The organism is Mesorhizobium sp. WSM4983, from assembly GCF_029625765.1.
GTDB lineage: Bacteria > Pseudomonadota > Alphaproteobacteria > Rhizobiales > Rhizobiaceae > Mesorhizobium.
In genome coordinates, this window is sequence record NZ_JARTVM010000001.1 from 537,233 (window position 1) to 550,134 (window position 12,902).

Genomic DNA, 12,902 nt, shown 5'->3' on the forward strand with positions numbered 1-12,902 from the left:
TTTGATCCCTGAACGGAACAGGAACTCGTTCGCCCGCCAAAAGCGTGGCAGTATCGAGGAGTGATTCGCAGTACCGGACACAATGGCTAGCATGGACGACACCAGCGATCTTTTCGGCAACCCGGAAAAGCAGCCCCAGCAAGTACGCGCGCCCTCGCGGCCGGCCGATCCGCTGGTGCAGGCCGCGAAGCGCTCGGCCGCCGCCCGCGACGGCAGCGAGAGCTACAGCGCCGCCGACATCGAGGTGCTTGAGGGGCTGGAGCCGGTGCGCCGCCGCCCAGGCATGTATATCGGCGGCACCGACGACAAGGCGATGCATCACCTCTTCGCCGAGGTGATCGACAATTCGATGGACGAGGCGGTGGCCGGCCACGCGACCTTCATCGACGTCGAGCTTTCGGCGGACGGATTTCTTACCGTCACCGACAATGGCCGCGGCATTCCGATCGACCCGCATCCGAAGTTCAAGAAGCCGGCGCTCGAAGTCATCATGACGACGCTGCATTCGGGCGGCAAGTTCGACTCCAAGGTCTACGAGACCTCCGGCGGTCTGCACGGCGTCGGCGTATCCGTAGTCAACGCGCTGTCCGACCACCTCGAGGTCGAGGTCGCGCGCGGACGCCAGCTCTATCGCCAGCGCTTCTCGCGCGGCGTTCCGGTGAGCGGGCTGGAGCACCTCGGCGAGGTGCACAACCGCCGCGGCACCAGGACCCGCTTCCATCCCGACGAGCAGATCTTCGGCAAAGGCGCCGCCTTCGAGCCGGCCCGGCTCTACCGCATGACGCGCTCGAAGGCCTATCTGTTCGGCGGCGTCGAGATCCGCTGGACCTGCGATCCCTCGCTGATCAAGGAAAAGGATCAAACTCCGGCCAAAGCCGAGTTCCATTTCCCGGGCGGCCTGAAAGACTACCTCAAGGCCACCCTCGGCGACGAATTCCAGGTCACGCGCGAAGTCTTCGCGGGCAAAAGCGACAAGCAGGGCGGCCACGGCTCGCTGGAATGGGCGGTGACCTGGTTCGGCGGCGACGGCTTCCTCAACTCCTACTGCAATACGATTCCCACTCCCGAGGGCGGCACGCATGAGGCGGGCTTCCGCAACGTGCTGACGCGCGGGCTTCGCGCTTATGCCGACCTCATCGGCAACAAGCGCGCCTCGATCGTCACGACCGAGGACGTCATGATCTCGGCCGCCGGCATGCTGTCGGTATTCATCCGAGAGCCGGAATTCGTCGGCCAGACCAAGGACAGGCTGGCCACCATCGAGGCGATGCGCATCGTCGAAACCGCCATCCGCGACCCGTTCGACCACTGGCTGGCCGACAACCCGCAGGAAGCCTCGAAGCTTCTCGAATGGGTGATCGCGCGCGCCGACGAGCGTGTGCGCCGGCGCCAGGAAAAGGAAGTCTCGCGCAAGAGCGCGGTACGCAAGCTGCGCCTGCCGGGCAAGCTCGCCGACTGCACGCAGAACGCCGCGGCCGGCGCCGAGATCTTCATCGTCGAGGGCGACTCGGCCGGAGGCTCGGCCAAGCAGGCACGCGACCGCGCCAGCCAGGCGGTGCTGCCGCTGCGCGGCAAGATCCTCAACGTCGCCAGCGCCGGCAACGACAAGCTTGCCGCCAACCAGCAGATTTCCGACCTGATCCAGGCGCTCGGCTGCGGCACGCGCTCGAAATATCGCGACGAGGACCTGCGCTACGACCGCGTTATCATCATGACCGACGCCGACGTCGACGGCGCGCATATCGCTTCGCTTTTGATCACCTTCTTCTACCAGGAGATGCCTAACCTGATCCGCGGTGGCCATCTCTATATGGCCGTGCCGCCGCTCTATTCGATCCGTCAGGGCGGTAAGGTGGCCTATGCACGTGACGACGCGCACAAGGACGAATTGCTTCGCACCGAATTCACCGGGCGCGGCAAGGTCGAGATCGGCCGCTTCAAGGGCCTTGGCGAGATGATGGCCTCGCAGCTCAAGGAAACCACGATGGACCCGAGGAAGCGCACGCTTCTCAGGGTCGACGTGATCGATGCCGAGCAGGCGACCAAGGACGCCGTCGACGCGCTGATGGGCACCAAGCCCGAGGCCCGCTTCCGCTTCATCCAGGAACGCGCCGAATTCGCCGAGGCCGACGTGCTGGATATCTGAACGCGGACTGGTCCATAACAGGCTCCGGGACGGAGACTTGCATGTGACCTGGACGCGGCTGAAGGATCTAGCCGGGACACCGTTAAGTGAGCTGACCCAGCCGACGCGCTCGGACTGGATCTTCGCCCTGCGCACGGTTTCTGCCGGGCTGATCGCGCTGCTTGCCGCCTACGCCTTAAAGCTCGATCATCCGCAGTGGGCGATGATGACCGTGTTCATCGGCGCGCAGCCGGTCGCCGGCATGGTGCTGGCGAAAGGCTTCTACCGCCTGCTCGGTACGCTGGCCGGCGGCCTGGCGGCGATCGGCATCACATCGCTGTTCGGCACCAATCCCTGGCTCTTGGTGACGGTGCTGGCACTATGGATCGGCGTCAGCACCCTCGTTTCCTCGCTGCTGCGCAATCCGGAAGCCTATGGCGCCGCCCTTGCCGGCTATACAGCGATGATCATCAGCCTGCCGGCATTCGGGCAGGCGCATCTCGTCGTCGATCTCGCTGTCGCGCGCTGCGCCGAAATTGTCCTCGGCATCGTCTGCGCCGGCGTCACCAGCCGGCTGATCCTGCCGAAGCTCGCGGCGGACGCCATCATCTCCAGGCTGAAACGCAGCATTCTCGATCTCGCCGACTACGCCTCAGGCGCCTTTTCCGACGGCGATCCGGCCGGTCTTGCCGCTCTCCAGCGCAAGCTGATCACCGATGCCCAGACACTTGCCGAAATGCGCACCTATGCGCGCCTCGAAGCGCCGAGCTTCGCCACGCGCGCCCATCCGGTCCGGCGCACGATCGGACAGCTCCTGTGGGCGCTCTCGGCGGCCCGCGCGCTGCATACCCATGCCGCGCCGGAGAATGCGACGCTCATCCCTGTTCGCAGCGAATTGAAGGCAATCGTCGGGGAACTCGCTACGACGCGCGACGCGTTGGACGACACCGGCCCATGGGTGGCCCGGCTCGAGGCAATCGCGATCAGGGCAAGAGAAACGGCGCCGGTGGCCACCGATCCCGGTGAAGACAAGGTCGGCACCATCACCCGCCTCACCATTGCCGCCGATTTCGCGGAGGCGCTGAAGCAGGTGATGCGCGGCTTGGATGCGCTTCGCTCGCCGGTTTCCCGAACGTCTCGTGAGCGGCAGCAGCCGGCCCTGGTCGTGCACCGCGACTATCATGCGGCCTGGCGCAATGCGGTGCGCGCCGCGCTCGCCACGCTTCTGGTGGCCGCCTTCTGGCTGACCACCAAATGGTCGGAGGCGGCGGGCACCGTCATTCTCGTCGCCGTCGTCTCCAGCCTGTTCGCGGCACGTCCCGATCCGGTTCAGTCGGCCTGGGGCTTCTTCACCGGAACGCTCCTCGCTTTGCCTTTCGCTTTCCTCGTCGGCCAGATCGCAATGCCGGCGCTGCCCGGCTTCGGCTGGTTCACCCTCTTTGTCGTGCCGATCCTGGTGCCGGCAGCGCTCGGCATGGCCAATCCGCGGCATGTCGGCGTGGCGACCGCCTTCGCCATCAATTTCCTGGCTTTCCTCAGCCCGCACCAGATGATGACCTATGATCCCGGCCCGTTCTTCGCCGGATCGGCATCGATCCTGGTCGGCATCCTGATCGCCATCGGCGTCTTCATCGTCGTTCTGCCGGCCAATCCCTGGGCCACTGTTGAGCGCATCTCGAAGGCGATGCGCGAGGACCTGGCGCGCCTTTGCCTGCATGAGCGCGTCCCCAGGCGTTCGGCCTTCGAAAGCTTGGCCTATGACCGGATCAACCAGTTGATGCCGCAACTGCAGCAGACCGGGAGGAAAGGCGACCCTATTCTTGGCGGCAGCATTGCCGCCGTGACCGTCGGCCTCGAAGTGCTCCGGCTGCGCCAGGCGCAACTGAACTCTGCCGTGCCACGCGAGACGGTGGAGTCGATCGGCAACTTCCTGCGCGGCCTGGCGCGGGAATTGCTGTTCAGGAGGCATGGCGAGCCGCAGACCTCGACCATCGCCGTGGCGCGGGAATATGCGGCGAGCATCGCCGGTCGCAGCGACCGGCCGGAAATGCTTCAGGTTGCGGCCTCACTGCGCATCATCGCTGCCGCGATGCAGGATTATCCGGATTTTTTCGCGAAGGGGCACCCTTAGACGGGCCGGGCCGGGATACGTGAGCATCGAGCAGGAAGCCGCCAGGCCGGCCACACCTGGCACCGACGTGCGCTAGGCGGCGGCAATTGCCAGCGCATGCCCGCGCGCGTTCTCGCGCAGCGCGTCGAGATGGATCGACTTCACCAGTCCGGCGAGATCGCCCTCGGCCGATTGCCCGCCGAGTTCCTTCAGCATCAGCCAGCTCACCTCCTGCACGCCGGCGACACGCTTGCCGTTGGCGACCTCGCGCCAGATCTTCAGCGCGCGCAGGATGATGCCGTGCGTGGCGGCGGCGAGGCCTGCGCTGCGGAACAGCGCCTGCAGCGCAACGTCGTGCCCGCCGGCCAGCAACGCCCTCACCCGCTGCTCGGATTGTTGGGCAAGCGCCACCAGGGCCGAGCCGAAGAAGTCGACCTTGCCATGCGCGACGGTGCGGATGATGAAGCTCGCGGTGAGATCGCCGCGCAGTCTGAGATGCTCGATCAGCGCGGCGTGCTCCTCGGCGCGGGTGCCCTCGATCAGCGTCACCGAAGCCTTCACGCAGGCGTCGCGCATCACGCGGTCTGCCCGTGCCGCTCCCATCAGTGCCAGTACCAGCGGCGATCCCTTCAGCGTCTCGCCGAGCTTGACCAGAAGCATGTGCCGGCAGTCCGCGGGAAGCCGCGCGTCGGCGATCAGCGCCTCGCGCACCAGCGGCAGGTGGCCGTGCCGTTCGGCCATCCGGCGGAAACTCAGCGATGCAATATCGGCGCCGCTGTTGGCGATCAGCGTGGCGCAGGCTTCCGGCTCGCCGATCTCGGCGATGGCTGCCGCCAGCGACATCGAGACGACGGGACGGTTGGCTATCAGCTTTTGGGTGGCCTTCTGGCCGCAGGCGACGCGGTCGATGAGATCGGCATCGGTAAGCAAAGGCGAACGCGCCAGCACCAGCGCCGCCACTTCCGGCTGGTCGGAAGCGAGTGCTGCGATCACCTGCGGCGGGGCGTGATGGCTCATCGACAGCGCTTCGGCGAGCGCCTGCCGGACCTTGGCGGAAACGTCGTCGAGCAGCAGCGTGAGCGCCGCCTCGGCGGCGCAGCGATCCTCGAACGGCAGGTCGGAATTGATGTAGGCGCGGGCCAGCGCGCTCGCGGCGGCGGCGCGCTCGGAAACCCTTGCCTTATCGATCCACTTTAGAAAATGCGAAACAACCATGCCGATCAGCTACGCCCTTGCCGAAACGTTTCGGCCCCGTTGGGAACGGTAAGCTGGAAATGGTTTACGAACGGTTCACCATGTTTCTTAACCGGCTTGATGGCTTTGCAACCAACGCCTATCAAACAGGAATAGCGGAGGAGATCGACCATGGCCGGGCTTTATCTGGAGGAGTTCGTCGTCGGCCGCGTCTTCCGGCACACGCTGCGCAAGACCGTCACCGAAAGCGACAACATGCTGTTCTCGGTGATGACGCTGAACCCGCAGCCGCTCCACATCGACTTCGACTTCGCCGCGAAGAGCGAATGGGGCAAGCCCTTGGTCAATTCGCTGTTCACGCTCGGCCTGATGATCGGCATCTCGGTGAACGATATCACCGTCGGCACCACTGTCGCCAATCTCGGCATGAAGGAGACCGTCTTCCCGCACCCGGTTTTCCACGGCGACACCATTCGCGTCGAGACGACGGTCGTTTCGGTGCGCGAGTCCAGGTCGAAGCCCGATCGCGGCATCGTCGAATTCGAGCACCGCGCCTATAATCAGAACGATGTTCTTGTCGCCAAATGCACGAGGCAGGCGATGATGATGAAGAAGGCGTCCTGATGCGCTCGCTGCTCTTCGTGCCGGGCGATTCCGAGCGCAAGCTGGAAAAGGGCTTTGGCGCCGGCGCCGACGTGGTCATCGTCGACCTTGAGGATTCGGTCGCTGCCGGCAACAAGGCGGCCGCCCGCAAAGTCGCGGCGAACTTCATCGCCGGCCACCGACGGCAGACCAACTCCGCCATCTACGCACGCGTCAACGATCTGTCGACCGGCCTGACCGACGATGATCTTGCGGCGCTCGTCCCGGTGAAACCCGACGGCATCATGCTGCCGAAGTCGAACAGCGGACAGGATGTCCAGCAGCTCGCGGCCAAGCTTCGGGTGCACGAGGCCGAAAGCGGCTTGCCGGATGGCGGCATAACGATCCTGCCGATCATCACCGAAACCGCATCCGGCCTGCTGGCTGCCGCGAGCTACGCCGGAGCGAGCAGCCGGCTTGCCGGACTTACCTGGGGCGCAGAAGATCTGTCAGCCGCAATCGGCGCGCGTTCGGCGCGCGACGAGAGCGGCCGCTACACCGACGTCTTCCGCCTGGCGCGCGCGACGACCATCCTGGCGGCCGGAGCGGCGGAAATCGCCGCGATCGATACCGTCTTTCCGGATTTCCGCGACATGGCCGGTTTCGAAGCCGAATGCAGAGAGGCCGAGCGCGACGGCTTTACCGGCAAGATGGCGATCCATCCAGCGCAGGTGCCGGTCATCAACACCGCCTTCACGCCCTCGCCGGAAGCGGTCGAACGATCGCGGGCGATCGTCGACGCCTTCGCGGCGGCGGGAAATCCGGGCGTCGTCGGCATCGACGGCAAGATGTATGATCGGCCGCACCTACGGCTTGCGGAGCGGCTGCTGGCACGCGCGAGAGCGGCGGGACTTTCAGCCTGAACCGCCAATTGCCAGACCATGGGGATCAGTTTGTAGCGGACGTGAGCCGTGTAGCCCTTTCGGTTAATCCTTGCTCCAGCGCGGCCGCCGCATCGAGAAAATCTCGTTCACGCTGGCATAGTCCATATAGCCGAGCCGGGCGACATTGCCGGCCCTGACGATGTCGAACAGGCCGTCCCTGAGATAAGCATCGTCGATGTGGACCCCGACGACCTCGCCGGCGACGACGATGGCGCTGGTCTCGGCGCCATCCAGTGCCCGCGGCCGAAATATCTCGGTCACCTTGCATTCGAGGGCGGCGGGCGCTTCCGCCACGCGCGGCGGCGCGACGAGGCGCGACGGCGCCATGGCGAGATCGGCATAGGCGAACTCGCTGACGCCGCGCGGCGCATCGACGGCGGTGCGGTTCATCTTCTCGGCAAGCTCGCGGCTGACGAGATTGGCGACGAATTCGCCGGTTTCTTCAGCGAAGGTGGCGCTGTCCTTCGCGCCTTCGGATGAGAACCAGACGATGAAAGGCCGCGTCGAAAAGGCATTGAAGAAGGAATAGGGCGCCAGGTTGATCTCACCGGCCTTGTTCAATGTCGAGATCCATCCGATCGGGCGGGGTGCAACGATCGCCTTCGACGGATCGTGCGGCAGGCCGTGCCCCTTGGATGGCTCGTAGAACATCTCAGCCGGCCCACGGCCCGGCATAATCGGCATAGAGCTTCGCCGGATCGGGTCGGGGCCGCTCCGGCGCCGGTCCCTGGTACGAGCCGATATGGACGAAGCCGATGACGCGCTCCTGCGGCGACAGCCCGAGGATCGCCCTGCCCTCCGCAACGTCGGAATACCAGTTGCTGATCATGTTGGTGCCATAGCCCAGCGCGTTGGCCGCGATCATCAGATTCATAGCCGCCATTCCACCCGACAGGAACATCTCCCATTGCGGGATCTTTGGGTTCTCCCGCGGCACGGAGACTACGCCGATCACCAGCGGGGCGCGCGAGAAGCGCGCCAGTTCCTGGTTGCGGCGCCCCTCCGGCAACGGTCCTTCGCGCTGCTCGGCAAGCGCCGCGAGCTTCTTGCCGATCTCGACCCGCGCCTCGCCGCGGTAGACGATAAACCGCCAGGGCTCGAGGCGGCCATGGTCTGGTACCCGCGATGCCGCGGCGATCATCGTGGCGATTTCCGCATCGCTCGGCGCCGGCTCCTTGAGGTCCGGAATCGGCGCTGAACTGCGGGTCAGCAGGAAGTCGATGATCGGCGACGCCATGGGCGCAAGTCTCCTAGCATTCGATTTTGAGCTGAAGCGCGCCATCGGGAGATCGGGCGGCTCGGGCAATGGCGCAATTATACGCCGGATAAAGAGCCCTGGCGGAGGGCGGCAGGCTCTTGAGCCTTGAAATTGCCACCGCCTTGGGCTTCAACGCAAGGCATGTTTGAGGGGACTCTGCGCCTTTTCGTGGTCGGGCTCATCGCCGCGTTGCTTGCGGTGCCGGTTTCGTTCGCGCTGGCCCAGAACGCCAACGATGTCGGCAATATCAAGTTGCCGGGCATTTCGAGCTATGCGACGCCGAAGAGCGAGCGGTCGCTGGCGCTTGGCAGCGGCGGAGCGATCACCCTTTCTGCGCAACTGACCGACAAGGGCGCCGACATCACCCGCGGCATCGTCTGGCGCGTCTTCAAGCCGGAACCGGCCAGCGACGGCAAGCTGCCGATGGTCGCGTCCGCGCATGGCGGCACGGCGGTGTTCCAGCTCGACCCCGGCAGCTACCTGGTCCACGCCTCTTACGGACGGGCCGGCGCCACCAAGCGCATCACCGTCGGCAAGGACGCAAAGCGAGAGAGCCTCGTTCTCGATGCCGGCGGCTTGAAGCTCGATGCGGTGACGTCCGGCGGCGCGCACATCGCGCCAAAGAAGCTCCGCTTCGCGATCTATGAGGGCCAGGCCGAGACCAATGGCGACCGCGCGCTGATCGCCCCCGATGTCGAGCCGAACACGGTGGTGCGGCTGAATGCAGGCACCTACCATGTCGTCTCCACCTATGGCGCGGTCAACGCCGTGATCCGCTCCGATATCCGCGTCGAGGCCGGCAAGCTGACCGAGGCCACCGTCGAGCACCGCGCGGCCGAGATGACGATGAAGCTGGTGCGCGAGCCCGGCGGCGAAGCCATTGCCGACACCTCCTGGTCGCTGCTCAATGAATCCGGCGATCCGATCAAGGAAGCCGTCGGCGCCTTCGCCTCGATGGTGCTGGCCGAAGGCCAATACACCATCATCGCCAAGAACCGCGACCGCATCTACCAGAAGGATTTCACCGTCGTGGCCGGCCAGAACCAGGAAATCGAGGTCGTGGCCAACGAATCGTCCGCCATCGATCCCGAGGAGGGCGCGGACTAAGCTGCTCAGGCGGCTTTGCGCATCCGCTTGGTTAGAAACGGCGTGCGTCCGCGCCGCGCCGCCGCCGGAGCGAGATCGAAAACCGCTTGGTAGAGCCTGTCGAGCAGCGCCTTGCGGTCGCGCAACGGTTCGAGCTCGCTCCACTTCAGCACATCGCCGATGCGCACCTCGATCGCCTTGCCCGACAGCCGGGCGAATTCGCGGATTAATAGGGAGGTGCGCAGCGTCAGCGACGCCTTGCCGACGAATTTCGCCACGCGGTTGTCGCGCTCGGCCATGTTCATCGGCCCACTGACGAGATGGAACAGACGGCCGTTCTGGCCGGAGAAATGCAAAGGGATGACCGAGGCCTTGGCCTCCTGGATGAGCTTGGCCGGAAACATCTTCCACGGCAGGTCGATCGCCCGGCCGAACCCCTTCGGCGCCGTGGCGACGCCGCCGGCCGGAAAAACGACGATGGTGACGCCTGCCTTCAACAGCCGCACCGCCTCGTGGCGCACGGCCATGTTGTTCTTCAGCGCTTCCTTGGTCTCGGAAAAATCGATCGGCAGCGAATAGGCTTCCATCTCGCGGATCCTGAGCAGGTCCTTGTGGATCATGACCCGGAACGGACGGCCGAGCTGCTCGGCGAGCGACAGCACTGCAATGCCGTCGCCGATGCCGAAGGGATGGTTGGCGACGATCACCAGCGGACTAGCCGGCACATTTGCCGGCGGCCAACGGCCGGCGTGGTGCACCCTGACGTCGATCAAGTCCAGCATGCGGCTGAACACACGTTCGCCCGTTGGAGCGACCTGGCGCCGCCACAAGTCGTAGAGCACGGCAAAGCGGTCGCGGCCCGACAGGCCTTCGACGGAATGGATGAACCACCGCGTCAGCGCCGGCTGATGCCGGTTGGCGTAGGAGAGCTCGGGAAACGGCCTTCCCCGCGGTTTCAGCTTGAGCATGGCGGCTCGGTTACAAGGTTGGCGTGACAGGCGTGTGAAGATGGCGGTGGACTATGTGCCACCGCCATTCGAGAAGCGATTGGAGATTAACGATTTTAGGCCGCGCGGCGCTTGCGGTCCGGAGAGACGGCCTCGTCCGCCAGCAATTTCACGGCGTCGCCGAGCTTCAGCGATTCCTGGTCGCGGGAGCCGAGACGGCGGACATTGACGGTTTCCTCTTCCGCCTCCCGCTTGCCGCAAACGAGAATGACCGGAACCTTGGCCAGGCTGTGCTCGCGCACCTTGTAGTTGATCTTCTCGTTGCGCAGATCGGTTTCGGCGAGCAGCCCCGCAGCCTTCAGCCGCTCGACCACTTTCGTGGCATACTCATCCGCGTCGGAGGTGATCGTCGCCACCACCACCTGCAGCGGCGCGAACCACAGAGGGAAATGGCCGGAATAGTTCTCGATCAGGATGCCGAGGAAGCGTTCCATCGAGCCGCACACCGCGCGATGCACCATGACCGGCTGCTTCTTCTCCGAATCCGAGCCGATATAGAAGGCGCCGAAGCGTTCCGGCAGGTTGAAGTCGACCTGGGTGGTGCCGCACTGCCATTCGCGGCCGATGGCGTCCTTCAGCACATATTCGAACTTCGGCCCGTAGAAGGCACCCTCGCCCGGATTGACCGAGGTCTTGATGCGATTGCCGGAGCGCGTGCGGATCGTCTCCAGCACATTGCTCATGATCGCCTCGGCATGATCCCAGGCCTCGTCTGTGCCGACGCGCTTGTCGGGCCGCGTCGACAGCTTCACCGCGACCTCGTCGAAGCCGAAATCGGCATAGGTCGACAAGATTAGATCGTTGATGCGCAGGCATTCCGCGGCGAGTTGCTCCTCGGTGCAGAAGATATGCGCATCGTCCTGAGTGAAGCCGCGCACACGCATCAGCCCATGCAGCGCGCCCGACGGTTCGTAGCGGTGCACATTGCCGAACTCCGCAAGCTTTACGGGCAGTTCACGGTAAGACTTCAACCCATGCTTGAAGATCTGGACATGGCCGGGGCAGTTCATCGGCTTCAGCGCGAAGACGCGGTCGTCGTCGGTGTCGTCACCGGCAACCGTCACCTTGAACATCGCGTCGCGATACCAGCCCCAGTGGCCGGACGTCTCCCACAGGCTCTTGTCCAGCACCTGCGGCGCGTTGACTTCCTGGTAGCCGTGCTCGTCGAGGCGGCGGCGCATGTAGTTGACCAGGTTCTGGAACATCTTCCAGCCCTTGGCGTGCCAGAAGACGACGCCCGGTCCCTCCTCCTGAAAATGGAACAAATCCATCTCGCGGCCGAGCTTGCGATGATCGCGCTTCTCGGCTTCCGCCAGCAGCATCTGGTATGCCTCGAGCTGCGCCTGGTCGGCAAAGGCGGTACCGTAGATGCGCGTCAGCATAGGGTTGTTGGAATCGCCGCGCCAATAGGCGCCCGCCACCTTCATCAACTTGAAGGCGTTGCCGATCTGCCCGGTCGAAGCCATGTGCGGACCGCGGCAGAGATCGAACCAGTCGCCCTGCGCGTAGATCTTGATATCCTGATCCTCGGGGATAGCGTCGATCAGCTCGACCTTGTAGCGCTCGCCCTTGTCGGCAAAGACCTTCTTCGCCTTCTCGCGCGACCACACTTCCTTGGTGAACGGCCTGTTGCGGGCGATGATCTCGCGCATCTTCTTCTCGATCACCGGGAAATCGTCCGGGGTGAACGGCTCGTTGCGCGCGAAGTCGTAATAGAACCCGTTCTCGATCACCGGCCCGATGGTCACCTGCGTTCCTGGCCAAAGTTCCTGCACCGCCTCGGCCAGCACGTGCGCCGCGTCGTGGCGGACGAGTTCCAGCGCGCGCGGATCCTCGCGGGTGATGATCTCGACCTTGCCGGACCCGCCGAGCGGATCGGAAAGATCGCGGACGGTGCCGTCGAGGCTATAGGCAACAGCCTTTTTCGCCAGCGATTTGGAGATCGATTCGGCAAGGGCGGCGCCGGTCATCGCGGCGTCGTACTCGCGGACGGAACCATCGGGAAATGTCAGGGAGACGGAATTCAGCATCATCAGAGTTGTCCTATCCAGTCCCGCAAACGAGCGCGGGTGGTAGATGCATGTCGCAGGAATGTGCTGGAGCATGCAGGGTTGGCCGGAGGCGCCAATCACTTGGACGCTGGCGGGCGGCAGTCTTTTATGAGGAGTTTCCGCCGCCGTAAAGCCGCAAGCCGTTCTATTTGATGAGCCCCGAAAGATCCTTCAGGAAAGCCGCCCGCGTCGCGAGCCCCTTCGGCAAGATCGAAGCCGGGCTCGCGCGCTGGTCGCAGACGCCCTCCTGGTAAGGCGTCGCGCCACTCGCCGAATCCTCGACCAAAGTGCAGTGGATGTCCTTGAGCGGCGCCGATTGCGCCCGCATCGGCAGGCCGAGCATCCAGGCCAGCAGGAACAGAATAATGGCAATGAAGAACGGATAGCGGTCTATCTGGCGCATCGAAGCTCACTCCGGGAAAGAGATTATGCGGAGCGGCTTAGCGAGGCCTCTTGTCTCGATTTTGTCTCAAATTGGCAGTGTTTGTGCAGGCTGACGTTAACCCTACCGGATCGTAAACACCGGCTGCGAAGCGCTTACATAG

Annotated in this window: 10 protein-coding genes and 1 pseudogene; 5 read left to right on the forward strand and 6 right to left on the reverse strand. The window is 64.6% G+C overall.

What is annotated here, in order from left to right:
- The first annotated feature begins 91 nt into the window (after window positions 1–91).
- Both parE and P9254_RS02780 read left to right on the forward strand, forming a co-directional pair.
- Complete coding sequence (gene parE, locus P9254_RS02775; RefSeq protein ID WP_095811939.1) at window positions 92–2,146, forward strand: DNA topoisomerase IV subunit B; 2,055 nt, start codon at window positions 92–94, stop codon at window positions 2,144–2,146.
- 43 nt (window positions 2,147–2,189) lie between these two features.
- Complete coding sequence (locus P9254_RS02780; RefSeq protein ID WP_278053822.1) at window positions 2,190–4,256, forward strand: FUSC family protein; 2,067 nt, start codon at window positions 2,190–2,192, stop codon at window positions 4,254–4,256.
- Between the two features lie 72 nt (window positions 4,257–4,328).
- Here P9254_RS02780 and P9254_RS02785 read toward each other — a convergent pair whose 3' ends face one another.
- Window positions 4,329–5,450 (reverse strand): DUF2336 domain-containing protein, encoded by a 1,122-nt coding sequence (locus P9254_RS02785; protein WP_067328054.1) that lies wholly within the window; start codon window positions 5,448–5,450, stop codon window positions 4,329–4,331.
- Between the two features lie 150 nt (window positions 5,451–5,600).
- On the opposite strand from P9254_RS02785, the gene P9254_RS02790 reads away from it, so the two are divergent.
- Window positions 5,601–6,053, forward strand: coding sequence for a MaoC family dehydratase (locus tag P9254_RS02790; protein ID WP_067000165.1), 453 nt, complete (start codon window positions 5,601–5,603; stop codon window positions 6,051–6,053).
- Window positions 6,053–6,934: an HpcH/HpaI aldolase/citrate lyase family protein gene (locus P9254_RS02795; RefSeq protein WP_278053821.1), complete on the forward strand. Its 882-nt coding sequence runs from the start codon at window positions 6,053–6,055 to the stop codon at window positions 6,932–6,934. Before P9254_RS02790 ends, P9254_RS02795 begins: the two co-directional genes overlap by 1 nt.
- A gap of 63 nt (window positions 6,935–6,997) precedes the next feature.
- Here the strand turns inward: P9254_RS02795 and P9254_RS02800 are convergent, their stop codons facing one another.
- Together P9254_RS02800 and P9254_RS02805 are read right to left on the reverse strand one after the other, a co-directional pair.
- Window positions 6,998–7,606 carry a flavin reductase family protein gene (locus P9254_RS02800; RefSeq protein WP_067328053.1) on the reverse strand — a complete coding sequence of 203 codons (609 nt, stop codon included), beginning with the start codon at window positions 7,604–7,606 and terminating at the stop codon, window positions 6,998–7,000.
- Between the two features lies 1 nt (window position 7,607).
- Complete coding sequence (locus P9254_RS02805) at window positions 7,608–8,192, reverse strand: nitroreductase family protein (protein ID WP_095779230.1); 585 nt, start codon at window positions 8,190–8,192, stop codon at window positions 7,608–7,610.
- A gap of 162 nt (window positions 8,193–8,354) precedes the next feature.
- On the opposite strand from P9254_RS02805, the gene P9254_RS02810 reads away from it, so the two are divergent.
- Window positions 8,355–9,320, forward strand: coding sequence for a hypothetical protein (locus P9254_RS02810; protein WP_067328051.1), 966 nt, complete (start codon window positions 8,355–8,357; stop codon window positions 9,318–9,320).
- A 5-nt stretch (window positions 9,321–9,325) separates the two neighbouring features.
- Here P9254_RS02810 and P9254_RS02815 read toward each other — a convergent pair whose 3' ends face one another.
- From P9254_RS02815 to P9254_RS02825, 3 genes and pseudogenes are all read right to left on the reverse strand, one after another.
- A complete protein-coding gene (locus P9254_RS02815; RefSeq protein ID WP_067328050.1) occupies window positions 9,326–10,267 on the reverse strand; it encodes a lysophospholipid acyltransferase family protein in 942 nt (313 codons plus the stop codon).
- Between the two features lie 95 nt (window positions 10,268–10,362).
- A complete protein-coding gene (gene thrS / locus P9254_RS02820) occupies window positions 10,363–12,336 on the reverse strand; it encodes a threonine--tRNA ligase (protein ID WP_278054217.1) in 1,974 nt (657 codons plus the stop codon).
- Between the two features lie 211 nt (window positions 12,337–12,547).
- Window positions 12,548–12,760, reverse strand: a pseudogene (locus P9254_RS02825) (class D beta-lactamase); the annotation flags it as partial.
- Between the last annotated feature and the right edge of the window lie 142 nt (window positions 12,761–12,902).